Annotated in this window: 24 protein-coding genes, 1 tRNA gene, 1 pseudogene and 1 riboswitch; of the genes and pseudogenes, 12 read left to right on the forward strand and 14 right to left on the reverse strand. The window is 65.8% G+C overall.

The window, feature by feature from the left end; translation table 11 throughout:
• Nucleotides 1-47: 47 nt before the first annotated feature.
• Nucleotides 48-1,428: pseudogene (locus tag QF047_RS00445) on the forward strand (MFS transporter).
• Between the two features lie 5 nt (nt 1,429-1,433).
• Here QF047_RS00445 and QF047_RS00450 read toward each other — a convergent pair.
• The 3 genes from QF047_RS00450 to QF047_RS00460 all read right to left on the reverse strand — a co-directional run bounded on the left by QF047_RS00450 (nt 1,434) and on the right by QF047_RS00460 (nt 2,942).
• Nucleotides 1,434-2,588 (reverse strand): N(5)-(carboxyethyl)ornithine synthase, encoded by a 1,155-nt coding sequence (locus QF047_RS00450; protein ID WP_307272716.1) that lies wholly within the window; start codon nt 2,586-2,588, stop codon nt 1,434-1,436.
• Nucleotides 2,585-2,725, reverse strand: coding sequence for a hypothetical protein (locus QF047_RS00455; protein WP_189337621.1), 141 nt, complete (start codon nt 2,723-2,725; stop codon nt 2,585-2,587). The genes QF047_RS00450 and QF047_RS00455 overlap by 4 nt, the downstream gene beginning before the upstream one ends.
• Before the next feature lie 143 nt (nt 2,726-2,868).
• Nucleotides 2,869-2,942: transfer RNA gene (locus QF047_RS00460), tRNA-Gly, on the reverse strand.
• 233 nt (nt 2,943-3,175) lie between these two features.
• On the opposite strand from QF047_RS00460, the gene QF047_RS00465 reads away from it, so the two are divergent.
• Nucleotides 3,176-3,637, forward strand: coding sequence for an SRPBCC family protein (locus tag QF047_RS00465; RefSeq protein ID WP_307272722.1), 462 nt, complete (start codon nt 3,176-3,178; stop codon nt 3,635-3,637).
• Nucleotides 3,638-3,660: 23 nt separating this feature from the next.
• Here the strand turns inward: QF047_RS00465 and QF047_RS00470 are convergent, their stop codons facing one another.
• Nucleotides 3,661-5,418 carry a CAP domain-containing protein gene (locus tag QF047_RS00470; RefSeq protein WP_307272723.1) on the reverse strand — a complete coding sequence of 586 codons (1,758 nt, stop codon included), beginning with the start codon at nt 5,416-5,418 and terminating at the stop codon, nt 3,661-3,663.
• Nucleotides 5,419-5,563: 145 nt separating this feature from the next.
• On the opposite strand from QF047_RS00470, the gene dcd reads away from it, so the two are divergent.
• Nucleotides 5,564-6,139, forward strand: a complete 576-nt coding sequence (gene dcd / locus QF047_RS00475; protein WP_091421821.1) for a dCTP deaminase — start codon at nt 5,564-5,566, stop codon at nt 6,137-6,139.
• Between the two features lie 32 nt (nt 6,140-6,171).
• Here dcd and QF047_RS00480 read toward each other — a convergent pair whose 3' ends face one another.
• The 3 genes from QF047_RS00480 to QF047_RS00490 form a co-directional block, all read right to left on the reverse strand.
• The gene (locus QF047_RS00480) at nt 6,172-7,353 is read right to left on the reverse strand and encodes a cation:proton antiporter (RefSeq protein ID WP_307272727.1); all 1,182 of its coding nucleotides are present in this window, start codon (nt 7,351-7,353) and stop codon (nt 6,172-6,174) included.
• Between the two features lie 5 nt (nt 7,354-7,358).
• On the reverse strand, nt 7,359-7,841 hold the full coding sequence (locus tag QF047_RS00485) for a cation:proton antiporter regulatory subunit (RefSeq protein WP_306636402.1): 483 nt from the start codon (nt 7,839-7,841) through the stop codon (nt 7,359-7,361).
• Nucleotides 7,842-7,963: 122 nt separating this feature from the next.
• Nucleotides 7,964-9,367: an MFS transporter gene (locus QF047_RS00490; RefSeq protein WP_307272731.1), complete on the reverse strand. Its 1,404-nt coding sequence runs from the start codon at nt 9,365-9,367 to the stop codon at nt 7,964-7,966.
• A gap of 196 nt (nt 9,368-9,563) precedes the next feature.
• Here QF047_RS00490 and QF047_RS00495 point away from each other — a divergent pair, with 196 nt between their 5' ends.
• From QF047_RS00495 to mnhG, 6 genes are read left to right on the forward strand one after another with little or no spacing between them, the layout of a single operon-like run.
• Nucleotides 9,564-12,638: a Na+/H+ antiporter subunit A gene (locus tag QF047_RS00495; RefSeq protein ID WP_307272734.1), complete on the forward strand. Its 3,075-nt coding sequence runs from the start codon at nt 9,564-9,566 to the stop codon at nt 12,636-12,638.
• Nucleotides 12,635-13,156, forward strand: a complete 522-nt coding sequence (locus QF047_RS00500) for a Na(+)/H(+) antiporter subunit C (RefSeq protein WP_307272736.1) — start codon at nt 12,635-12,637, stop codon at nt 13,154-13,156. The genes QF047_RS00495 and QF047_RS00500 overlap by 4 nt, the downstream gene beginning before the upstream one ends.
• Nucleotides 13,153-14,757: a Na+/H+ antiporter subunit D gene (locus tag QF047_RS00505; protein WP_306636396.1), complete on the forward strand. Its 1,605-nt coding sequence runs from the start codon at nt 13,153-13,155 to the stop codon at nt 14,755-14,757. The genes QF047_RS00500 and QF047_RS00505 overlap by 4 nt, the downstream gene beginning before the upstream one ends.
• Nucleotides 14,754-15,299 carry a Na+/H+ antiporter subunit E gene (locus QF047_RS00510; protein ID WP_307272739.1) on the forward strand — a complete coding sequence of 182 codons (546 nt, stop codon included), beginning with the start codon at nt 14,754-14,756 and terminating at the stop codon, nt 15,297-15,299. Before QF047_RS00505 ends, QF047_RS00510 begins: the two co-directional genes overlap by 4 nt.
• On the forward strand, nt 15,296-15,574 hold the full coding sequence (locus tag QF047_RS00515; protein WP_306636392.1) for a monovalent cation/H+ antiporter complex subunit F: 279 nt from the start codon (nt 15,296-15,298) through the stop codon (nt 15,572-15,574). The genes QF047_RS00510 and QF047_RS00515 overlap by 4 nt, the downstream gene beginning before the upstream one ends.
• Nucleotides 15,564-15,974 carry a monovalent cation/H(+) antiporter subunit G gene (mnhG, locus tag QF047_RS00520; RefSeq protein ID WP_306636390.1) on the forward strand — a complete coding sequence of 137 codons (411 nt, stop codon included), beginning with the start codon at nt 15,564-15,566 and terminating at the stop codon, nt 15,972-15,974. The genes QF047_RS00515 and mnhG overlap by 11 nt, the downstream gene beginning before the upstream one ends.
• 14 nt (nt 15,975-15,988) lie before the next feature.
• Here mnhG and QF047_RS00525 read toward each other — a convergent pair whose 3' ends face one another.
• The 7 genes from QF047_RS00525 to QF047_RS00555 all read right to left on the reverse strand — a co-directional run bounded on the left by QF047_RS00525 (nt 15,989) and on the right by QF047_RS00555 (nt 20,126).
• The gene (locus tag QF047_RS00525; RefSeq protein WP_306636387.1) at nt 15,989-16,252 is read right to left on the reverse strand and encodes a DUF4235 domain-containing protein; all 264 of its coding nucleotides are present in this window, start codon (nt 16,250-16,252) and stop codon (nt 15,989-15,991) included.
• A 97-nt stretch (nt 16,253-16,349) separates the two neighbouring features.
• Nucleotides 16,350-16,565, reverse strand: a complete 216-nt coding sequence (locus QF047_RS00530; protein WP_307272746.1) for a CDGSH iron-sulfur domain-containing protein — start codon at nt 16,563-16,565, stop codon at nt 16,350-16,352.
• Nucleotides 16,562-17,614 (reverse strand): glycosyltransferase family 2 protein, encoded by a 1,053-nt coding sequence (locus QF047_RS00535; RefSeq protein WP_307272749.1) that lies wholly within the window; start codon nt 17,612-17,614, stop codon nt 16,562-16,564. The genes QF047_RS00530 and QF047_RS00535 overlap by 4 nt, the downstream gene beginning before the upstream one ends.
• Nucleotides 17,611-18,672, reverse strand: a complete 1,062-nt coding sequence (locus tag QF047_RS00540; RefSeq protein ID WP_307272751.1) for an iron-containing redox enzyme family protein — start codon at nt 18,670-18,672, stop codon at nt 17,611-17,613. The genes QF047_RS00535 and QF047_RS00540 overlap by 4 nt, the downstream gene beginning before the upstream one ends.
• A gap of 66 nt (nt 18,673-18,738) precedes the next feature.
• Nucleotides 18,739-19,218 (reverse strand): DUF4383 domain-containing protein, encoded by a 480-nt coding sequence (locus QF047_RS00545; protein WP_307272754.1) that lies wholly within the window; start codon nt 19,216-19,218, stop codon nt 18,739-18,741.
• A gap of 79 nt (nt 19,219-19,297) precedes the next feature.
• Nucleotides 19,298-19,507, reverse strand: a complete 210-nt coding sequence (locus QF047_RS00550) for a hypothetical protein (RefSeq protein ID WP_307272757.1) — start codon at nt 19,505-19,507, stop codon at nt 19,298-19,300.
• Nucleotides 19,508-19,583: 76 nt separating this feature from the next.
• Nucleotides 19,584-20,126 (reverse strand): heme-degrading domain-containing protein, encoded by a 543-nt coding sequence (locus QF047_RS00555; RefSeq protein WP_306636372.1) that lies wholly within the window; start codon nt 20,124-20,126, stop codon nt 19,584-19,586.
• Between the two features lie 72 nt (nt 20,127-20,198).
• Nucleotides 20,199-20,338: riboswitch (TPP riboswitch) on the forward strand.
• 64 nt (nt 20,339-20,402) lie between these two features.
• Between QF047_RS00555 and QF047_RS00560 the strand changes: the two genes are divergently transcribed.
• The 3 genes from QF047_RS00560 to QF047_RS00570 are packed head-to-tail and all read left to right on the forward strand — an operon-like array spanning nt 20,403 to nt 23,376.
• Nucleotides 20,403-21,026: an ECF transporter S component gene (locus tag QF047_RS00560; protein ID WP_306636370.1), complete on the forward strand. Its 624-nt coding sequence runs from the start codon at nt 20,403-20,405 to the stop codon at nt 21,024-21,026.
• Nucleotides 21,026-22,579, forward strand: a complete 1,554-nt coding sequence (locus QF047_RS00565) for an ABC transporter ATP-binding protein (RefSeq protein WP_307272760.1) — start codon at nt 21,026-21,028, stop codon at nt 22,577-22,579. The genes QF047_RS00560 and QF047_RS00565 overlap by 1 nt, the downstream gene beginning before the upstream one ends.
• The gene (locus QF047_RS00570; protein WP_307272763.1) at nt 22,576-23,376 is read left to right on the forward strand and encodes an energy-coupling factor transporter transmembrane protein EcfT; all 801 of its coding nucleotides are present in this window, start codon (nt 22,576-22,578) and stop codon (nt 23,374-23,376) included. Before QF047_RS00565 ends, QF047_RS00570 begins: the two co-directional genes overlap by 4 nt.
• Nucleotides 23,377-23,427 lie beyond the last annotated feature (51 nt).

Raw genomic sequence — 23,427 nt, forward strand, 5'->3', positions numbered from 1 at the left:
CTAGCGTTAACGACATCCCGGACCGACCGCAATTTGAGGACACACCTGTGGCACCCCCACCGCCGTCATCAGCAACCGTCACCCAGCCCGTTATCGACTCAGCCAGCTCGGCACCGCCGGACCACCAGACCCAGCCCCTCGCCGTCGTCCCTGAACGCCTTCCGTGGAAGCACACGTTCATCTCGCTGAAGGTCCCCAATTTCCGGATCTTCGCGATCGGGCACTTCATCGCCGTCATCGCCATCTGGATGCAACGTATTTCCCAGGACTGGATGGTCCTGCAGCTTTCCGGATCCGTGACCGCCGTGGGCTTCACCGTGGCGTTGCAGTTCCTTCCCAGCCTCCTGCTGGGACCGTGGGGCGGCATGATCGCGGACCGGTTCGCCAAGCGGAAGATCCTCATCCTGTGCCAAAGCATGGCAGCCCTCCTGGCCGCGGCCCTCGCTACCCTTGCTTTGACGGGAGCAATCGAGGTCTGGCACGTCTACGTCATCGCGCTGGTCCTTGGCCTGGTCACCGTGCTGGACCAGCCGGCGCGGCAGGTGTTCGTTAACGAGCTGGTGGGACCGAAGTACCTGCGCAACGCAATCAGCGTCAACTCCACAACCTTCCAGCTGGGAGGGCTGATCGGTCCTGCCCTCGCCGGCTGGATGCTTACCGCGGTTGGCGCAGGGTGGGCCTTCGCCGGCAACGCCTTTGCCTGCTGCTCCACGGTGGCCATGCTCCTGATCCTGCGGAAGGACCAGCTGTTCGTCAGTGCCCCCGCACCCAAGAGCAAGGGGATGCTTCGCGAAGGCCTGAGCTACGCCCTCAGTAAGCCGACCATCTACTGGCCGTGGCTGATGGCGGGATTCATTGCGGTCTTCGCGATGAGCCTGCCCGTGGTGCTGGCCGCCTTTGCCGACCACGTCTTCGACGTTGGAGCTGGAGGCTACGGCCTGCTGAACGCCCTCGTCGCCCTCGGCGCCTTGGCAGGAGCGGTGGCATCCACCCGCCGGAGGCAGCTGAGGCTCCGTTCCGTGGTGTTCTGTGCCGGGATGTACGGAGTGATGCTCTGCCTCGCGGCCGTTGCGCCGTCCATGCCAGTATTCGGCGCCGTGATGGTGCTGTCCGGATTCTGGTGCCTGATGTTCCTGACAGGTTCCAACCAGCTGGTCCAGGTGAGCTCGAACATGGGGATCAGGGGCCGGGTCATGAGCCTGTACATCATGGTGCTGATCGGTGGCCAGGCAATCGGCGGACCGATGCTCGGCTGGCTTTCCGAGCACGTGAACCCGCATGCCGCCCTGCTGGTAGCCGGCGGAGTCCCGGCGCGCGGCCCTCACAGTCGCCGTCATCCTGGCCCGGAAGGGCTCGTTGCTGCTGAGGGTCAGCCTCAAGGACCGCCGCCACCCCGTGTGCATCGTCAGCAAGGCGACGGCGGTGTAGTTGGGCTACCGGGCCGCGTGCGGGTACACGTCTTCCCGCTTCTGGAACTCGAGGACATCCTTGTTTAGAACCACGCCATCGCGGATCTCGATGGCGCGGGCGATGGTGTCGTTCCGCGCCCAAGCTTCCGGGCCATCCATGACCGTGTCCAGGAATGGGAGCAAAGCCTGGCTGATCTCCCAGGTGGCCGAGTTCCAGAGATAGGACGGGCTGTGGTCCACCGCGTAGTAGTTGATGTGGTCACCGACCGTGAACATTGGATCTGCGAACGTGGTGGACCTGGCCCAGCTGAACCCCATTCCTTCGTCACAGGACACGTCGACGATCAGGCTGCCCGGTCTGAAGGCGGCAAGATCCTCTGTCTGCAGATAGGTCAGCGGATTATTGGGGTCCTGCAAAGTGCAGTTGACCACGATGTCGCTCTCGGCCAGGAAGGGTGCGAGAGGCACCCTGCCACGCTCGGTGATGACCTGGCTCAGGAAGGGCGCTTCGTCGTCGTGGTCAAACTGGACGATATTCACCGAGTGGATGGGGGCGCCGACGGCGGCCACTCCACGGTTGGTCAGGACTTGGACGTCATGGACCCCGTGGGCATTCAGCGCGGTCACCGCACCCCGGGCGGTGGCTCCAAAGCCGATCACCACAGCGCTGAGGCGGCGCCCGTAATCGCCGGTGGATCCCGTCAGGGCCAAGGCGTGCAGCACCGAGCAATACCCGGCCAATTCGTTGTTCTTGTGGAAGACATGCAGGCCAAAACCGCCATCACTGGCCCAGTGGTTCATGGCTTCGAAGGCGATCAGGGTCAGCTTCTTGTCAATGGCCAATTGCGTGATGGCGCGGTCCTGTACGCAGTGCGGCCAGCCCCAAAGGACCTGCCCGTCCCGCAGTTCGGACAGATCCGCCGGCTGCGGCTTGGGCAGGAGTACGACGTCGGCAGCCGCCAGCAGCGCTTCCTTACTGGCCATTTTCCCCACAAGGGTGGAGAGGTGGTTGTCTGAGACGCCGAAACGCTCACCGTAGCCCTGCTCAAGGATGATGTGCTGACGCACCTCAGGTGCTATCCGCTCAAGATGCAAAGGGTGGATGGGGAGCCGGCGCTCGGCGGGCTTACGAGTGGAAGCCAGGACGCCTAAGGTCAATTTGTTCCCGCGGCCTGTCACTTCTTCTTGGCGGCCTTGCTGGATGTGGTGTCCAGGGAGCTGGCCGGCGCCGAAGCGGCCTTCTTGTCTGCGCGCTTTTCCTTGATGGACTTGCCGGACTTTTTGGATGCTGCTTGACGCGGGGACTTGTCAGCCATGATTGCTCCTGTAGCGGAACCGAAGAGGTTCCTGACCTCTGACCATACACGCCGGTACCTAACAACCCGGGAGTGCCGTCCCATCGCGCCCGGCGGCGCAGACCACTCGGGGAGCTCTGGGTGCTGCAACCCGGGTGACAAAGTGGAGCGGCTGACGGGAATCGAACCCGCGTATCAAGCTTGGGAAGCTAGCGCTCTACCATTGAGCTACAGCCGCAATGCCCCCGTTTCAGGGGCAGAACATAGCTTAGCGCAGATGTGGTGGCGGGCCGTCCAAGGAGCGCGTCAGCGCCGCGTGTCCGGTCACCGGGGCGTCATCCAGTAACTCTTCAATAACGTCCCCGGCACGGGCTAGGAGGGTATGAGGAGCGCTGGCTAACCTGAACCGGTAGCTGCGGTGCCGGGGGGTGCAGCTATGCGGCAGGCCGACGTCAACCACGAAAGATCCTGATGGCATTCGCAGAGCATGAGGTCCTCATCCGGCGTGACGCCATGGCTGTGTACCTGTATCTGCTCGACGCCACCAACCTTCCGCTGTGGCGCGACGGGGTGCGCAGCGTCAAGCTGATCCAGGGTTCCGCCGGGACCAAAGGTGCTGTCTACCGGAAGATGATTGCAGGACGGTCCGGACTCAGCATTCCTGCCGACCTGGAAATCACTGAGGCAAGGCCAGGGGCAGAAATCCAGTTCCAGGTCACGTCAGGTCTGGGCCACCGCACAGGGGGCTATTACCTCAGCTCCGAAGCCTCAGGAACACGCGTTCGCTTTGCCCTGGAATTCAAGCCGGAGGGCCGGCTCAGGTTCCTTCACCGGCTCGGGTTCCTGAGCAGGCTGGCCCAACGGAGCCTCTGCTCCGAGTTGGCCCAGCTGGAGCGCCTCAATGACATCATGGAGCTCCAGGCGGCGGCGTAGCCGTTCTGCACCGGGCGCTGGCCTTACTGTGCCAGCCGCTGCCCGGTCCAGGGGCCGGGAATGTTCGACGGCGCCGCGAGGCTTCCCGAAGTCAGGTCCCAATACTGCACCACGTCGTTTGCCCGGCGCAGGGCAAGGCCCGTGGAGTTCAGTGCCGTGACGTCCTTGAGCGGCCGGATCCCGGTGACGTCGCCCCACCCGGTGGCAACGGTGGGCCTGGTCTCGGCCCGCAACGCGGTGGTGCCCCAGCCGCGGTGGAGCTGGACCGAGCCGTCCGCCCGAAGGGCCAGCAGATCCTGGAACCCGTCGGCGTCGTAATCCACCATGGACAACTTCTGCGCGGCACCTATGGCGCTGACCAGCGTGCGCTCGTAGAGGTCGCCGGTGCCCCTGTTCGGGTACAGGTAAAGGTTCCCAGCACCATCGAGGGCAAGAATCTGGGGAAGCCTGTTGTTGGCGCACCAGCCGCCCACGGCGAGGGTCAGCGTGTCCCATCCTCCGCTCCCGAGGGTGACCGGCGCCTGGAAGCCTCCGGTGGCGACGCCGCGGTGCAGGGTCAGGGCCCCGCTGGTCCATTGCGTCAGGAGATCGAAGGCGCCGTCACGGTCCCAGTCCGTGGTGAAGACCTCCTTTGCGCCCGCGAAGCCTGATCCGATGACCCTGGCCGCGGCGAAGGTGCGTACTCCGCTGGCTGCCCGGGCCAGAAGTTGCCCGGATGAATCAACGGTTGCCAAGTCTCCCGGCCCCTTGATGGCGGCGGCGGACAGATCCAGCGTGGGCGGCATGTGACGTGCGGGGGCATCACACATGCTGGCGGCGGGCAGTGGGAAAGCACCGCCGGACCCCGCACCGCCGGGAGAGTTGATGGTGCCGGCGGGAAGGGTGGTGTAGCCGAAGAAGTTCACCACGCCCCAGATCTGGTACGTGGAGTTGGTGTAGGAGATTCCAGCGCCCATCACGTTGAAACGCGGATCGAGCAGCATGGCGTTGTGGCCGGGCGATCCTTTCCACCATTCCACCAGCTGGGCGGCATCCCGATCCGTGCGGATGGCAATGACTTCGCCGGCGCCGTTGTTGGGATTCATGGCACGTGGGTCAGTCCAGAAGCTCGCGCGGTGCTCAATCACCTCACGTGAGGCAATACTGTCTGACCACTCCTGCGCCAGGCCGGCCACCGTGGGGTGGTACTTCACCGGATTCAGCCCCTTGGACACCCGGTATTCGTTGATCCTGTTGAACACCGTGAGAATAGCTGCCGCATTGCTGTCCGGTACCAGGGCCTCCGGCGCAGGCATGGCGGAAAGGGACTCAGGAGCCGCAAGCCGGTTGGGTGAGGGCGTCTCCAGTTCTTCATCAGGTGCCCAAAGCGGCGGGATCGAGGGAACCTCGCCGGCGGGGGCAGACGCCGTTGTGGCAGGTGCAGGTGGCACCAGCGCCTCGGTTGAGGCTCCAGCAGTGGTGGGCTGCCCGATCACTTGCAGTCCAGTGACTTGTTGCCCGGTAACTTGCTGCCCCGTGGCCGGCTGCGTAGCGGGCGCAATTGGGGCACTGGACGGCGAGGCCGGCCTGATATCCGGGAGATCCAAGGCCGGGGTGAGCCGGGACAGGACTGAGCTGTCACCCCGGGCGGCGCCGCCGCCGTCGGCCGTTGGCGGGCCCAGGGTGACACTGTGCGGGCCTGCCGCGGCAGACTGGCTTGCCGCAAGCGGCGAGGGAAGGACTCCCACGGACGAGGAGACCAGCACTAACGAACAGAGCACGCCAAGAAACGCGGGCGCCACTAATTTATTCACAACATCCCCAGCTCTGTTGGGCCATCCGGGAGACCATCCGGCGCCTTAATCACTGAGGCAACATTAGCCCCACCGGTTGACAGCAACAACGAAAGAATATGGCTGTGGATAACCGATACGGTAATTTGGGACGGTGCTGATCTCTGACCGCGATATTCGTGCCGAAATTGACTCCCAGCGGATCGTCCTTGAACCGTACGATCCGGCGATGGTCCAGCCGTCGTCCGTGGATGTGCGGATCGATAAATTTTTCCGCCTGTTCGACAACCACAAGTACGCGCACATCGATCCTGCGGAAGAGCAGCCGGAACTCACGCGCTTGGTGGAGGTGGAACAGAACGAACCGTTCATCCTGCACCCCGGCGAGTTCGTCCTCGGCTCAACCTATGAGACCGTCACCCTGCCGGATGACATCGCCGCGCGGCTGGAAGGCAAGTCCTCGCTGGGCCGGCTTGGCCTGCTGACGCACTCCACTGCGGGGTTCATCGACCCCGGCTTCTCCGGGCACGTCACCTTGGAACTTTCCAACATGGCCACGCTGCCCATCAAGCTGTGGCCGGGCATGAAAATCGGCCAGCTCTGCTTCTTCCGCCTGACCTCCGCGGCCGCGTACCCGTACGGCCAGGGCGACTACGGCAACCGCTACCAGGGCCAGCGGGGACCCACAGCCAGCCGCAGCCACCTGAACTTCCACCGCACGGCCATCTAGTACCGGACGGCCATCTAGTACCGCACGGCTACCTAGGCTTTGGCAGCGACGCCCACGGGCCGCAGCAACGGCTTGACGAGCGGTTCCACGTAGCGGGCGGCGAGCGGACCGATGACCGCCATCAGGAGCACATAGGCGGTAGCCAGCGCCGCGAGCTCGTCAGTGACCGCGCCGGACGCCACCGCGAGTCCGGCAATCACGATGGAAAATTCGCCGCGGGCTATGAGCGTCGCTCCGGCACGGAGGCGCCCCGGGCGTGCGATACCGGCACGCTTCGCAGCCCAGATGCCGGTGACCATTTTGGTGACCGCGGTCATGACGGCCAGCACCAGCGCCCAGCCCAGAACCGGCGGGATGGACGTGGGATCGGTGTTCAGGCCGAATGCCACAAAGAAGATGGCGGCAAACAGGTCCCTGAGCGGCTCCAGGATACGGGTTGCGTTGTGGGCTGTGGCGCCCGAAATGGCGATGCCAAGCATAAAGGCCCCTACTGCCGCGGACACCTGCATTGCCGATGCCACGCCTGCCACCAGCAGCGCCGCACCCAGGACGTTCAGGAGGAAGACTTCCGAGTTTTCGCTGTGCACGGCTTTTGAGACGTGGTGCCCATGCTTCAGCGCCACCATCAGCACCAGGCTCACCACAGCCAGCGCAATACCCACTGTCGTCAGCCCGCCGAGGAAACTTACACCGGCCAGCGTAGCCGTGAGGATGGGCAGGTAGACGGCCATGGCCAGGTCTTCGAACACCAGGATGGACAGCACCACGGGCGTCTCGCGGTTACCCAGCCGGCCCAGGTCAGTGATGACCTTGGCCGCGATTCCTGATGAGGAGATGTAGGTGACGCCGCCCATCACCATGGCCCCCACGCCGCCCCAGCCAAGCATCAGCGCAAGGGCGGCGCCCGGGAGGAAGTTCAGGACCAGGTCCAGGACGCCGGCCTGCCAGGAGCGGCGCAGGCCAGTGAAAAGCTCGGCAGCTGTATATTCCAGGCCGAGCATAAGAAGCAGCAGGATAACGCCGATTTCCCCGGAGAGGTGGGCAAACTCGTGCATACCTTCGAGCTTTACGATCCCGCCGGCACCGAACGCCAGCCCGCCTAACAGGTAAAGCGGGATGGGCGACATTCCGATCCGTCCGGCCAGCCTGGCCAAAAGGCCGAGGCAGAACACAACGGCCCCCAGCTCGATGAGGGTCAGGGCCAACGGGTCCATGGCGTTTATCCGTTGCGAAGGATATCGGCCGCCGAATCGAGGCCTTCCTGCGTGCCTACAGCAACAAGCAGATCACCGGTGTGAAGTACGACGTCGGGTCCCGGCGAGGGGAGCACCTCACCTTCGCGCATGATCGCCACGATGGAAACGCCGCAGCGGGTGCGGATGCAGGCCTTCCCCATGGGCTGGTTCTGGAACGGGGAGCCCGGAGCGATGGAAAACTGCCGGGTGACGATGCCGGGAACATCCTTGTGTTCCTCCGTCAGCTTCATGGCCAGGTGCTGCCCGCCCAGCAGGTTGCCGAGGGTTGCTGCTTCATCCGAAGTCAAGGGGATTGACGCCTGGCAGGTGTCGGGATCATCCCAGGTGGAAACGATGAGTTCCGTCTGGCCTTCCCGCAGCTCCACGACGCCGATCCGGCGGCCGGAAGCCGTCATAAAATCCTTCCGCCGGCCGAGGCCCGGAAGGTCCGTCTCATCCACGTTCATGATTCCAGCCTAGTCTGGCCGGCGCCGATGTGGTGGGGGCGCCAACAAGTCCGCCGGGAAAGCGTTGGACGGGATTGCAGGACGGTAGCCATCGGGAGGACAAGCCCGGGACCAGGAAGGTATCAGGCGGCCGGGACCACCGCGATGGGGGCCTTGTCCGGGGACTTCACCGGCAGCAGGACCAGGAGTCCGGCCAGGAGCACCACCATGATTCCGAGGATCCCCCAGCGCTGGGCCTCGCCCGGTGCCACCAGCGGCGTGGCCACGGTGATGCAGAGGGTAAACAGGGCCGGTGCCAGGAAACTTACGGCGCGGCCGGTGGTGGCATAGAGCCCGAAGAGCTCGCCGGACTCGCCGTCCGGGGCAAGGCGCGCCAGGTAGGCGCGGGACGAGGATTGCGCCGGCCCGACGAAGAGGCAGAGGAAGAGCCCGAACACCCAGAAGGTGGTGGATCCCTGCCAGTCCATGCCGAAGAAGGAATACTCGCCGTTGCCCAGCACCAGGATGACGGTCCCGGCGATCAGGAGCCCCACCAAGGACCCGAGGATGACTGCCTTGGGCCCCACCTTGTCGTCGAGGAAGCCCCCAATTATGGCGCCGACAGCCGCCACCACATTCCCAAAGATGGCGAAGAAGATGACCTGCGACAGCTCAAAGCCGAAGGTGCCTGCGGCGATGATTCCGCCGAAGGTAAACACCGCTGCCAGTCCGTCACGGAAAACAGCGCTGGCCAGCAGGAAGTAAATGGTGTGCGGGCTCGTGGCGTAGATCGCCTTGATCCGCCGGAGCAGCAGCCCATAGCTGGCCACCATCCCCAGCCGTTGGGCTTGCGGTGTTTTGGGCAGTTCGGGAACAGCGAACAGCACAGGCAGGGCGAAGACGAAGAACCAGGCGGCGGAGAAAACAGCGACAAGCCGGATATTCAGGCTGTCCTGGGTGGAGGCTCCGAACCATTCGAAGCTGGGCTGGACGAACAGCTGCAGGACGATCAGCAGTGCCACAATTCCGCCCAGGTACCCGGCCCCCCAGCCCAGCCCGCTGACCTTGCCGATGTTCCGGGGCGTGGAAATCTGGGCCAGCATGGCGTTGTAGTTCACGCCGGCAAACTCGAAGAATACGTTGCCCAGGGCGATGAGCGACACCCCCAGGAGGAGGAACTCTGGCCGGGGGAACACAAAGAAGCACAGGGCTGTCAGGATGGCGACGACGGCCGTGTTGACTCCGAGCCACAGCTTGCGCCGGCCGCCGGCGTCCGAGCGCTGGCCGGTGACCGGAGCGAGCAAGGCGATGGCGAAACCCGCGATGGCCAGCGCACCGCCAAGGACCGCCGAGGCCTGATCCTCGCCGCCGAACGCGTTCGAGGTGAGGTACACCGTGAAGACGAAGGTGGTCATCACCGCGTTGAAGGCGGCCGAGCCCCAGTCCCAGGAAGCCCAGGCGAGGACGCGGCCCTTGCTGGTGGCCCGGTTCCCCGATTCAAGTTCTGAGGAAGGATGCGTTGCCCCGGGAGCGCTGGCGCTGTTCATACGATGCATCGTATCCGCCGATGGCGAACAGAAGGCGGAGCTCCGGCCCATGACACCGGGGAAAGCGGCGGGAGGATACAGCAGCGGGAGAGGAATGGGTACAGAAGCCTTGATAAACTGGGCGCTCCCGGACCTAACGAATAAACCGCCTGCTCCAACTTTTGACAATCGAATCCCTGACGTTGCGGAGATACCAGTGATCACAGTCCTTGCCGTGCACTTTACGGTGGCTGTGCTGGCGCCGTTCTTCTTCAGGGCTTGGGGCCGCAACGCTTTCTATATCCTGGCCGCTGTTCCCGCGGCATCCTTTGCCTGGCTCCTGTTCCAGCACGCTCCCGTCTATTCGAGTGACGGCGCGGTAGCCGAAGTGGTCCCGTGGATCCCGGGCCTCCAGCTCGAGCTCGCCTTCCGGATGGATGCACTTGCCTGGGTGATGTCCCTCCTGGTGCTGGGCGTCGGCTCACTGGTGCTGGTGTACTGCGCGCGGTACTTCAAGGAAAAGGACGAGGACCTCGGCGGCTTTGGTGCGCAGCTCCTGGCATTCGCCGGCGCCATGTTCGGCCTCGTCGTGGCGGACGACCTGCTGCTGCTGTTCATCTTCTGGGAACTCACCACCATCCTGTCCTACCTCCTGATCGGTTTCGCCCGCACCAAGCTGGCAGCCCGGCGGTCGGCGCTGCAGGCGCTCATGGTTACCACCGCGGGCGGCCTTGCCATGCTGGTGGGCCTCATCATGCTGGGGCAGGCCGCCGGTTCCTACCGGATCTCGGCCATCCTCCAGCAGGCCCCCGACCTGGTGAACGGGACGTCCGCAGCGATGGTGAGTGGCGCCGTCGTCCTTATCCTGGTGGGCGCCATCACCAAATCCGCGCTGGTCCCCTTCCATTTCTGGCTTCCCGGAGCCATGGCCGCCCCCACGCCGGTGAGCGCTTACCTGCACGCCGCGGCGATGGTCAAAGCGGGCATTTACCTGGTGGCAAGGCTGGCGCCGGGCTTCGCCGGGACGTCCTACTGGCAGCCGGTAGTGCTGGGCCTCGGGCTGGCGACGATGCTGGTGGGCGGCTACCGGGCGCTGCGCCAGACCGACATCAAGCTCATCCTCGCGTATGGCACGGTCAGCCAGCTCGGTTTCCTCACCATGGTGGTGGGGCTCGGCACGCCGGATGCGGCCCTCGCCGGCCTGGCGATGCTGCTGGCCCATGGCCTGTTCAAAGCCACGCTGTTCCTGGTGGTGGGCATCATCGACCACCAGTCGGGCACCCGCGATGTCACCAAGCTGTCCGGGGTCTTCCGGTCCTCGCGCGCCTTGGGCATCGTGGCCGCGATTGGTGCAGCTTCCATGGCCGGTGTTCCGCTCCTGGGCGGGTTTGTGGCCAAGGAATCGGTGCTGGAGGCGTTTGTCCACCACGCCGGTAACCCCGAAGCCGGCGCGTGGGGGACGGTGGTCCTGGCCGGACTGGTCCTGGGATCCGTCCTCACCTTCGCGTACAGCGCCCGCTTTATGTGGGGTGCATTCGCCACCAAGCCCGGCGTGGAACGCACCCCCTTCAAGGCCATCAGCCCTTCCTTCCTGGCCGCGCCCGCCATCCTCAGCCTCCTGACCATCGTTTACGGCCTCTGGCCGGTCCCCGTCGACGCGTGGATTCAGCCGTATGCGGCGCTGTTTGCCTCCACCCCGTCCGACGCCGGCACCGCAGCCGGACAGGCCGGCCACCTCGCACTGTGGCATGGCTTCACCCCGGCACTGGGACTGACGGCCCTCACCTTCGCGCTGGGCCTGGCAATGTACTTCGGCCGCAACGCCGTGGCGCGGGTCCAGTCGCTGGTGCCGCCGTGGGTGGACGCGGACAAGGCCTACCAGCTGACCATCGGTGCGCTGGATGACGTGGCGGTATGGATCACCGGCCGCACCCAGCGCGGTTCGCTGTACTACTACCTTGCCGTCATCCTGAGCGTCGCCTTTGTGCTGCCGCTCTCGGCCATCCTGCTGGCAGGCAAGCCCCTCCCGGACGGGATTTACCTGATTGATCCGGGCTCCCCGATCCAGCTGGTGGTGGGTGCGGGCATCGTGATCGGTGCCCTGGCCGCCGTCAAAGCGAACAAGCGGTTCCTGGCCGTCCTCATGGTTTCGGTCACCGGCTACGGCATCGCCCTGATGTTTGCGCTCCAGGGCGCCCCGGACCTGGCCCTGACCCAAATGCTGGTGGAGACCATCATCCTGGTGGCCTTCGTCCTGGCGATGCGCAGCCTGCCCCCCGAACTGCGGGACCGCACCGGCGGCAAGTACCGCGTGGTGCGTGTGATCATCGGGTTGGCCTTCGGCGTCACCATGGTCTTCGCCGCGATCCAGGCCATGGGCGCACGGATCGCGACGCCGGTGTCCCTGGAGTTCCCGCGCCTCGCCTACGAGGGCGGCGGCGGATTGAACATCGTCAACGTGACGCTCGTGGACATCCGCGCCTGGGACACGTTCGGCGAGATCAGCGTCCTGGCACTGGCAGCCACGGGTGTGGCCAGCCTGATCTTCGTCCGCGGCCGCGGCGACCGGATCAGGAACTCCGCCACCGTCGCCGCAGGCACCGTGGGCCGACTCAGGGGAATCGACCCCGGTACGCGAGACGCCGCTGCGCTTGCGGTGAGCCGGAAGTTCGCCGCCTCAGCCCGCGATGCGTGGATCGTTGCAGGCCGCACCCTGGCCCCGGAACGGCGCTCCATCATCTTCGAGGTGGTCACCCGGCTGGTTTTCCACTCCATGATCATCTTCTCGCTCTACCTCCTGCTGGCGGGACACAACCTGCCCGGCGGCGGTTTTGCCGGCGGCCTGACGGCAGGACTGGCCCTGACCATCCGGTACCTGGCGGGCGGGCGGTTCGAACTTCGGGAAGCCACTCCTGTCAGCGCCGGCGCCCTGCTGGGGATCGGGCTGGCAGTGGCAGCCGCCTCCGGTGCGGTGCCGTTGCTTTTGGGCGGACAGGTGTTCCAGACGGCCATCATCGAACTCTGGCTGCCGGTGTTCGGCGACATCAAATTCGTCACCTCCACTATCTTCGACATCGGCGTGTACATCGTGGTGGTGGGCCTGGTGCTGGACGTCCTGCGGAGCCTCGGGGCCGAGATCGACGAGCACTTTGAAGAGCGTTTCGCCGATCCCGCCGGCGACGTGCCCGACGACGAGCAGGACTTCGCCGCGAGCGCACCTGCGGATGTGTCCGCCAGTGACGGGGAGCCGGAAGGCGTCCCGGCCGAGACCACCTCGAGGGGCCAGGCATGAGCATCAACCTGACCCTGCTGATCGTGATGGGTGCCCTATACGCCTGCGGGATCTACCTGATCCTGGAACGCAGCCTCACGCGCGTGCTGCTGGGGCTGATGCTCCTGGCCAACGCCACCAACCTGCTGATCCTGGCAACTGGCGGCTACGCCGGCCTCGCGCCCTTTTATTCAAAGGAGACGGCGGCGGCGGATTACAACGACCCCCTTCCGCAGGCCCTGATCCTGACGTCCATCGTGATCTCGTTTGCCGTCACCGCATTTATGCTCGGCATCATTTACCGCACCTGGGTCCTGGCCCGCCAGGATGAGATCCAGGATGACGTGGAAGACCTCCGCGTTGCGGTAACCCCAAGTTTCGACGCCGAGGACGACGCCGAGATCCCCGCTGAGACCTCCGAGTTTCCGGTGGCGACGGTTCTGGCAGGCGGCCGTGAAATGGCCGCCGAACACGCAGCCGCAGAAGAAAAACCGGGCTCCACGAAGGTGGCCCCCGGCCCGGAAGGAGGCGGAAAGTGAACATCGCAAGCTTTGCCCCGCTCGCCGTCGTACTTCCCATCCTGGGCGCCGCCCTGACCTTCCTGCTGATCCGGCACTCACGCGCCCAGCGCGCCGTCAGTATTGCCCTGCTGTCCCTCACGCTGCTGCTCGAATGCCTGCTGCTGGCCTCGGTATGGGACGGCGGCACCGCCGCGGTGACCATCGGCGGCTGGCTGCCGCCGTGGGGCATCGTGATGGTGGTGGACCAGTTCTCCTCGCTGATGCTCGTGGTTTCCTCGGCGGTGAGCCTCGCCGTGCTGGTCTACGCCACCGGGCAGGGCATGGCCGACGGCGACCATGACGCGCCCGTCTCGATCTTCCACCCGACGTACCTGATCCTGGTGGCCGGAGTGTCCAATGCGTTCCTGTCCGGTGACCTCTTCAACCTCTACGTGGGCTTCGAGATCCTGCTGACGGCAAGCTACGTGCTGATGACGCTGGGCGGGACCGGGCCGCGGATCCGGGCAGGCGTCACTTATGTGGTGGTGTCCGTGGTGTCCTCGGTGCTGTTCCTGATCTCCATCGCTATGGTTTACGGGGCCACGGGAACCGTCAACATGGCGGACCTCGCCATCAAGCTCGGCGAACTGGACCAGGGAACCAAAACACTCCTGCACGTGATGCTGCTGGTGGCGTTCGGCATCAAGGCCGCTGTTTTCCCGCTGTCCTTCTGGCTGCCTGACTCCTATCCCACCGCCCCTGCGCCGGTCACCGCCGTGTTCGCGGGCCTGCTGACCAAAGTGGGGGTCTACGCGATGGTGCGGACGGAGACCCTGCTCTTTCCCGGAGACACGCTCAACACGCCCCTCATGGTGGCCGCGCTGTTGACCATGGTGGTGGGAATCCTTGGTGCGCTGGCCCAGAACGACATCAAACGTCTGCTCTCGTTCACCCTGGTCAGCCACATCGGCTACATGGTGTTCGGCCTGGCCATGTCCTCCGCCGCCGGACTGGGGGCGGCGGTCTTCTACGTGGCCCACCACATCACCATCCAGACCAGCTTGTTCCTGGTGACGGGCCTGATTGAGCGCCGTGGCGGCAGTTCGTCGGTGGATCGCCTGGGCGGGCTCGCCAAACTGTCGCCCCTGCTGGCGCTGCTGTTCTTCGTTCCCGCCATGAACCTGGCAGGCATCCCGCCCTTCTCCGGGTTCCTCGGGAAGGTGGGGCTGATGCAGGCCGGCATCGAGCTGGGCACGCCGCTGGCCTACGCCCTGGTAATCGGCGGCGTGGTCACCAGCCTCCTGACGCTGCTGGCGATCGCCAGAGTGTGGAACCGCGCCTTCTGGCGCAGGCCCACCGACGCCGAGCACCCGGATCCCGTGCTCCTCGCCGCGCCGGGGGCGAGGGTTGCCGGGCCGGGGGCCAAGCGCAACACCGTAACGCTCCTGCCGCGCACCATGGTGGGGTCAACGCTGGGACTGGTGGTTCTCGGCGTCGCGCTGACAGTGTTCGCGGGTCCGCTGTTTGAAGTTTCCGATCAGGCCGCCCGCGACATGCTCAACAGGTCTGCCTATATCCAGGCAGTCCTGGGCGAGGACACCGTGGTGCCCATGATCCTCACGACCGGAGGCGGAAAATGAGCCGGCGCCGTATTTCGCTGCGCCAGGAACTCCCGCTCCTGGTGTGGCTGGTGATCGTCTGGGGCGCCCTGTGGCAGGACTTCAGCCCGGGAAACCTCCTGTTCGGCGCCCTGCTGGCCGTGGCTGTGGCCCGGCTGTTCTATCTGCCGCCGGTTGAGCTGAGCGGCCGCTTCAACATCCTTTACGCCGTGCCCTTCTCGCTGATGTTCCTGGCGAAGGTGGCGGTGGCCAGTGCCCAGGTCCTGTACCTTGCCGTGATGCGCGGGTCCGAGGTCAAGAACGCGTTGGTGGCGGTGACGCTCCGGAGCCACCAGGACCTGCTGGTCACCGCCACCGGGCATGTCATTTCCCTGATTCCGGGCTCGCTGGTGGTGGAGGTGGACCGGTCAACCTCCACCCTGTACCTGCACGCCCTGAACATCAGCTCCGCTGAAGAGGTGGAGAACTTTCGGCAGGAGGTCCGGTCCATCGAGGCCGGGCTGATCCGGATCATGGGCACCAGGGAGGAACTCGACGCCGTACGGATGGAGACAGCCCCATGATGCAGACCGTCCTGGTTCTCACAGCCGTCATCTTCTCGCTCGCCGCGGGCGGGGCCATCATCAGGATTTCGCGGGGCCCGTCACTGCTTGACCGGGTGCTCGCGGCGGACGTCCTGCTCGCCATCCTGGGCGGGGCCTTGTGCGTGGACATGGCCGTGAACCGGCACCTGAACAACCTGATGCTGGTGGTGGCCATCTCCATCATCGGGTTCATCGGGTCCGTCACTGTTGCCCGCTTTGTGGCAGACCGAAGGGAGCAGCCGGATGAGTCCTGACGCCACTGGCCTGGATTTCTGGATTGACCTGCTGTCCGCCGTGTTTATGGTGGTCGGTGCGGTGATGTCCCTGGGTGCGGCGATCGGCCTGCTCCGTTTCCCGGACCTTTTGAGCCGTATGCACGCGGCCACCAAACCGCAGGTGCTGGGGCTGTTCCTGCTGCTGGCCTCGATCGGGTTGCAGATGCGCACCTGGTGGGTGTGGCCGGCGCTGGTGGTCGCCTGGATCTTCCAGCTGTTGACGGTGCCGGTGTCCGCGCACATGGTGGGCCGGGCCGGCTACCGCACCAAGCACCTGCACCGCGAACTGCTGACGGCCGACGAACTGGAGGCGGTAGTGCAAAAAGCCGCCGCCAAAACCGCCCGCGAGGACGGTTCCGGCGACGGCTCGTTGAACTAGAAGCGGCTAAGGCGTCAGACGATGTCCTGGCTCTTGGCGAACCGGGTGATGGCACGCTGGGTGCCGCGGTTGGCCAGGACCTGGATGATGGTGCTGACGGAGGCCGAGATCAGCGCGAACGTCAGGGCGGACTGCAGGCTGGTGGGGATGTCCTCGTCCTTGCCGGTGGGCGGCTTCCGGCCGGTGCTCTTTTCCCAGACGGTGTTGACCAGCTTGGTCCCGATGAAGCCGGCGCCAAGGCTTATACCGGTACCGAGCAGCTTGATGAAGAGATTCATTCTTTGTACTCCTTGCGGGCGGAAAAACGGGCTGTACCCAGCCTAACCGCCCATTCTGCGGCTACGGCACAGCAACGGCGGCCGGCATTTGGCTGCGTCAGTTGGCAGGAGGTTCCGTCCGGAACTTGATCATTTTGTGGGTGCCGTCGCAATAGGGCTTGATGGCTGACGCGCCGCAGCGGCACAGTGCCACCGTTTGGCGCTGGCGGGGGACCGGGGCGCCGGACGGCGTCACGATGTCGAAGTCGCCCCGGATAATCAGCGGGCCGTCGGGGCACACCACGATGGAGCTTTCGGCGCGTTCCTGGTTCATGGCTGCTCCTTGTTTGGGTTGTCGGTAAAACTCCGGGCGCCGCCCTGCATTGTGGAGAGTTTGCCCTGGTGCCGGCGCCGGAGTTCCGCCTCCGAGTGGGCGGCAGTCTTAAGCCGGGTTTCGGCGTAGGGCACGCCCCCGCCCAAACGGAACGCCAGGGCGATCCAGATGCAGGCCGCCCGCTCGAGGGTCCACAGCGGGGCGAACCACACGGCGCGGAAGGGGAAGGCCGCCGTCCCGGAGTGCCGCCGTCGTCCCATCTCGGCGACGAGGACGGGCGCCGCAACCAGGCCCAGGAGGGCGGCCCGTCGCCGGCCGGCGGGAAGGCGGGCTGCGCAGGCAATCACCGGCAGCAAGGCAAGTTCGGCGGCGAGGCGCCGGGGCTGGGCGAAGTCATCGTAGGCCTGGCGCGTGCGCTGCTTGAGGAAGTGCCGGAACTTCGGCGGCCTGCGGGCCACAAACAAATCCGGCACGATCTTTTCGCGGCCACCGGCTGCCTTGACGGTCCGGATCAGCTCAAGGTTTTCGAACAGCACGGGATCGTAGCCGCCGGTTGCCAGCAGTGCGCTCCTGCGAACGGCCAGGGTGCCAGGGTAGTCCGCCGACCAGGCCCGGTTGACCAGGGTCCGTGATGTGTCCCACCACGCATGCCAGGGCAGCGGGTCAAAGTAATTCTGCGGCCGCACTATGTCCGCCGAGCTGAGGTGATGGACGACGGCGGCGAGCGACTCACGCGTGTAGCGCACGTCGTCGTCGGCTATCACCAGCAGTTCCGCCGAGGAGGCGCGCACCCCGGTCATGACACCGGCCACCTTGCCATTACCGCCGGCGGGCCCGGGCTGGAGGTGGCGGACGCCCTGTGGAAAAACAGCGTGGTGCCGCTCGAACAGCTCAGGGGCGGAGCCGTCCACCACGGTGACGGGAATCCATTCAAGAAGGCGCTCGAGGTAGGCGGCGAGGTCCTGCAGCTCCGAGTCCAGTTCCGTCTCCGCCGCCCAGCGCAGCGGCAGGATGTACTCCGCGGAGGGCCCTGCGATGGGGGTATTCATGCTGCCGCCGGTACTGCCGCCCTCAGCGAGGTCATGCCGTTTTCCCAGTTGGCCAGGAGGTGGGTGGACAGCCTGCCGTCGATGGCCATCGCCGCCGTGGCACCAAACAGGACGTCAGCAAGCAACTCAGGCTCGGCCTCCACCAGGCCGCCTGCTAGGTCGCGCCCGGCGATCTGCTCGTGGACAGCGTCGGCTTCCACATGTTCGTCGAAGTAGTGGGTCACCCCGGCTTCGAAGCCGTGCCGCCGGAAGCCGTTGCCGTACAGCCGGTTCGGCTGCGAGGAGGTCATCTCGTAGATGGCCAGGTGCCCGGTGATGGCCCCGCGGAGCCGGCGGTTCAACCCGAAGAGGGACATCATGTTCACTGCGGCGAGGGAGACGGCGGGAACCGTGTCCACGTAGGCGCCGTAACTGTCGTCCAGGCCCAACCCGCGCATGGTCCGGGCGAACAGGGCGCTGTGCATACGTTCGGGGTGCCCGCCGCCGTACTCATCAGCCTGGATCTCCACGAGGGCAGCCTTGGGCCTTCCGGTAAGGCGGGGGACGGCCCAGGTGTGCGGGTCCGCTTCCTTGAGCTGGTAGATGGACTTGTGGATCAGGAACTCCTTGAGCTGGTCCAGGGTCGCCTTCTTGGCGACAAAGCGGGAGACGCTGGGCCCGGTGTCACCGGCGGCCAGTCCGAAAAGGATGTCCGCCACGGCGTCACTGGTCAGCTTCGCAGCGGCCGGTACGTTGATCTCTCCGGCAGCGGATGCCGCGGCAGTCCGGAGCGCCACTTCAAAAGGCCGTTCAAGAAGGCGGCGGACCTGGATCAGCCCGGGTTCCCACTCCCACTCATCGCTGACGCCAACAAGTCCGGAGTAGTGCAGCTCGTAAAGGCAGAAAAGGGCCAGCTGGACGTCGTCGTCCCCGACGATGTCAGCGGATGACGCCGCCCCGGGTGTGGCCAGCAGGCGCAGTTCCTCGACGGCGGCGGCTCCCTCAGCGCTGCCGGGCACGTGGGCGAGGGTCGTGAACAGGGTACTGCTGATAGGACCTCGGGGTTCCGGGATCTTCATGATGCTCCTTTGGGCGGGGGGAATTGCTACCGGTGCTGCGTCTTCGACAGCCGGTCTTATGGACGTTCAGGTCTCGTTCGCCGCGTCGGGGTCCCGCGAGGCGCTGCCGGGGACGGTCCGCGGGGACAACAGAATGGCCAGGGCGATCATGGCAAGGCTCAATGCCAGGTGCAGCCATATGTCCGCATTGTTTTCAGGAAGGAAGTTCGCCGGCAGGTCATCACCCACCAACAATCCGTAGAGCCACAGGAACAGATAGGCCACGCCCCCGTAGATGAGGAAGTTCCTCCCCTGCCGGTGCGTCCTGGCCATCACCAGGCCGGCGATACCGAACAAAAGGTGGACGCCGTTGTGCAACACGGACACCTGGAAGATGCCGAACAGCTCCGCTCCAGAGCCGGGCCCCGCGAAGCGCAGGGAACCGTAGTTGGCGGTCACGCCCGGAATGAATCCCAAAATTCCCAGCAGCAGGAAAATTGCGCCCGTGGCTCGGGTGGCCTTCTGCAGGCCGGTCCTCGCTGCGGTGGCCTGGGTGCTGACCGCCATAACCTGTACTCCTCAAAAGCCGGGAACAACATAGTAAGCATGATTACTAATAAAAGCTAAGCACGCTTCCCGCCCGCCCTCACTCCTCCGGGCTTTTCCACGTATAAGGGTTCGGGTGGCGCCCGCCGTGGCGGCCCTGCTCGTACCCCTGCTGCCAGGCCATCCCGACGGCGGCCACAAGTTCCGCGAGCAGCGGGTAGTAAGGGTGGTCCGGGCCGATGAAGATCATCTCGTCCTCGGCTTTGTCCACCGCCGCCCGCACCAGGTTCTCCTCCACGGGACCGCTCATGATGCCCTCCCCGCCAAAGCCCGACGTCAGCTCTGGCCTGATCTCTCCCCGGGTCCGATCTCACCCACGCCCGGCGTCAGTCCGCGCCCATGGAACCAAGGACTTCGCGCAGGGCCCGAACCACCATGTTGTGGTCCTCCACCTGGGGAAGCCCCGAAACAGTCACGGCGGCTACCGCGCCCACCCCCGTGACATAGACCGGGAAGGAGCCGCCGTGGGCTGCGTACCGGCTTTGGTCGAACCAGGCCTGGTCTTCAATCCGTCCGCCGCGGAGCCGTCCGCGGAGCCCCACCAGCAGGGACGGCACCTCGTACCGGGCAGCGGTACGCTGTTTGGCCCGGATCCAGTGCTCGTTGTCCGGGGTGGCGCCCGGCAGGGCGACATGGAACAGGACCTGTTCACCCTTGGTGATGTCGATGGCGATGGGGAGCTGGTCCTCCTTGCCCAGTTCCACCAGCAACAGCCCCAGGTTCAGCGCATCGTCCATGGAGAACCGGGGGAACTGGAGCTCGCGGATTTCACCCTCGATCCGGGCGATGAGCGTTTGCAGGGAGCCTTCCGGCTGGGTGTCATCCGAGTCGGGATCGAACTCAGTCATATCCCGCGAATTGGCAGTCATGGCCCACAATCTACCCCTCCTCCGGTGTAAACTGGACCACGCCCATCAGGGCATTGTTTTACCTACAGAATCATTCAACGACAGGGGAGCGCCGCCGTCGGCAGTTCTGGCCATGCCAGGATCCGCAGGTGGGCGCTGAGAGTGCGGACAGCCGCAGACCCTCGAACCTGATCCGGTTAGTACCGGCGCAAGGGAGTCGAGTTCTCGAAGTGTGTCCGGCCGCGGCAGCAGCGGCCGGCCGGTCCACTTTCCCCTCCTGTTCCTCAGGAGGATCGCATGGCAACAACAGCAGTAAAGAAGACCACCAGCAAGTCCTGGCGCGTTGTGGACATCGTGGTGGCAGCCTTGATCGCCATCGCCGGCGGAGTCATCTTCTGGGCCTGGTCCCAGGGGGCCGCCGCAGTCTCGGCCCCCATGAACGCCGTCTACCCGCCTCTGACCGGCCTGATCGCCGGCGGCTGGATGATCCCGGCCGCGCTGGGCATGCTTATCATCCGCAAACCGGGCGCAGCACTGTTCTGCGAGACCGTGGCCGCCACCGGTGAACTGCTGATGGGGTCACAGTACGGCGCCTCCGTGCTCTTCTCCGGCTTCGTCCAGGGCCTGGGTGCAGAGATCATTTTCGCCATCTTCGTGTACAGGAAGTTCAACCTGCCGGTATCCCTGCTTGCCGGGGCCGGCGCCGGGCTGTTTTGCGGCCTGAACGATTCCTTCGCGCCGTGGGGCTGGAACATCGCCTACTCGGGCGGGGACAAGCTGGCGTACATCATTTTCACGGCCATCTCGGGCGCCATCATTGCCGGCGCACTGTCCTGGGTCGCCACGCGCGGCCTCGCGAAGACCGGGGTCCTGAGCTCCTTCGCCTCCCGGAAGGCAGCAACGGAGCCCGTCTTCTCCTGATGACCGCTACCTCCCAGCACGGGACTCCGGTTGCGGCGCGCCCGGCTGCCATCAGCGCCCTCGGCTGGGGCTGGCGGCATGCCGGCAGGGCCAAACCCGCGGTGCATGCCCTTGACCTGGACATCCAACCGGGGGAGCGCGTGCTCCTCCTCGGCCCGTCCGGAGCGGGCAAGTCCACCCTCCTTCATGCCTTGGCGGGGGTCCTGGGCGATGTAAACGACGACGGCGGCGAGGCGGGCGATTCCGACGAGTCCGGTTCGCTGCTGGTTGGCGGAGCCTACCCGCGCGAGCAGCGGGGCCGCGCCGGCCTCATGCAGCAGGACCCCGAGACGCAGGTGGTCCTTTCACGCGTAGGTGACGACGTCGCCTTCGGCGCGGAGAACCTTGCCGTGCCCCGGGACGAAATCTGGGCCCGCGTGCACGAGGCGCTGGCCGACGTCGGCCTGTCCCACCTGCCGCTGGACCATCCGACGTCGGCCCTGTCCGGCGGGCAGAAACAGCGGCTTGCGCTCGCGGGCATCCTTGCCATGCGGCCCGGGCTGATCCTCCTCGACGAGCCGACGGCCAACCTGGACCCCGCGGGGGTGATCGAGGTCCGCGACGCCGTGGGGCGTTGCCTCGAGAAGACCGGGGCGACGCTGGTGGTGGTGGAGCACCGGGTGTCCGTGTGGAAGGACCTGGTGGACCGCATTGTGGTGTTGCAGCCCGGCTCGTCCACCGATCCAGCTGTGCTTCTGGACGGGCCGCCGGACCGCGTGTTCAGTGAGGCCCGGAGCATGCTGGCCGCTGCCGGGGTGTGGGTGCCCGGCTATGTTCCGGAAACCCGTCGCCGGGCGGAACCCGCTTCCGGAACCGGCGACCTCCTGCTCGCCGCCGAGGAACTGGCGGTCTCGCGTGAACGGGCCCGCCGCAAGGGTTTCCGGAAGCTGCCGCCCATACCCGTGCAGCAAGGCATTACCGCGCAGGTCCGGGCCGGACAGGCGCTGGCCGTCACGGGACCCAACGGCGCAGGAAAATCAACTTTCGCCCTGACCCTTGCCGGACTGCTTGAGCCGGTTGCCGGCAAGGTCTCCGCCACCCTGGCCCTCAGCCGCGGTGCCGGGATTGATCCTTTCCAGTGGAAGGCGGAACAACTGATCGAGCGTGTGGGCACCGTTTTCCAGGAGCCCGAGCACCAGTTCGTCACGGGGAAGGTGCTGGACGAACTCCGGTTTGGCCCCCGGCATCTGGGTCACGGCATGGAGCGGGTGGACGAGCTGCTGGAGCGGTTGCGGCTGACGGAGCTCGTTGACGCCAACCCGTATACGCTCTCGGGCGGTGAGAAACGGCGGCTTTCCGTGGCTACGGTCCTGGCTGCCCATCCGCAGGTCCTGGTCCTGGACGAGCCCACGTTCGGCCAGGACGCCAACACCTGGGCCGAGCTGGCCTCGTTCCTGTCCGAACTGCTGGACGCCGGGACTGCGGTGGTCTCGGTGACCCATGATGCCGAATTCACGGCGGCCCTGGGCGGGACGGAGCTGCGAATCGCTGCGGCGCAGACGGTGGCATCATGAGGCGGGAGCTGAACCTGCAGGGAAACCGCGCCCTGCTGACCCGGGCCAATCCGCTGAGCAAGTTCGCCGCCGTCTTCCTGGTGACCGCTGTGCTGGCACTGTCCATCGACTGGGTGTCCGCCTCCGTGGCCCTCGCTGTGGAACTCCTGCTGTTCCCGCTGGCCGGCCTCACCCTCACGCTGCTGTGGCAGCGGGGGTGGCCGCTGATCATCGCCGCGGCCGTGGGCGGCTGGAGCACCTCCATCCTGGCGCCGGACAGCGGAAGGACGCTGATCGACGTCGGCATCTGGACCATGAGCGAAGGCTCGCTGGAGCTGGGGGCCGGGTTCATGCTGCGCGGGCTGGCGATTGCGCTGCCGGCGGTACTGCTGATGAGCTGCACGGACCCTACTGACCTGGCCGACGCACTGGCGCAAAAGGCCCGGTTGCCGCACCGGTTCGTGCTGGGTACCTTGGCGGCCATGCGCTTGGTGGGACTGCTGGCTGAAGAGTGGCAAACCATCGGCATGGCCCGGCGTGCCCGCGGGGTGGGCTCGCGGGGCAGCGCGCTGCAGCGGATCAAGGCGACGCTGGGGCAGAGTTTCGGACTGCTGGTTCAGGCCATCCGCCGCGCGTCACGCCTGGCGGTGACCATGGAGGCGCGCGGGTTTGGCGGGGAAACCCGGACCTGGGCGCGGGAGTCTACGTATAGCAGGTTGGATCTCTGGGTCCTGGGCGGTGGCGTGCTGATGGCCGGTGCTGCCTTTGCTGCCTCGCTGTGGGCAGGAACCTGGAACATGGTGTGGCTGGGGAGCTGACCGGGCAAAGCCTGATTTGTCCGGCTGGTGCAGGTGCCTGTGCGGCGGCGC

Origin of the sequence: Arthrobacter sp. W4I7 (assembly GCF_030816215.1) — a bacterium.
GTDB classification, from domain to species: Bacteria; Actinomycetota; Actinomycetes; order Actinomycetales; family Micrococcaceae; genus Arthrobacter; species Arthrobacter siccitolerans_A.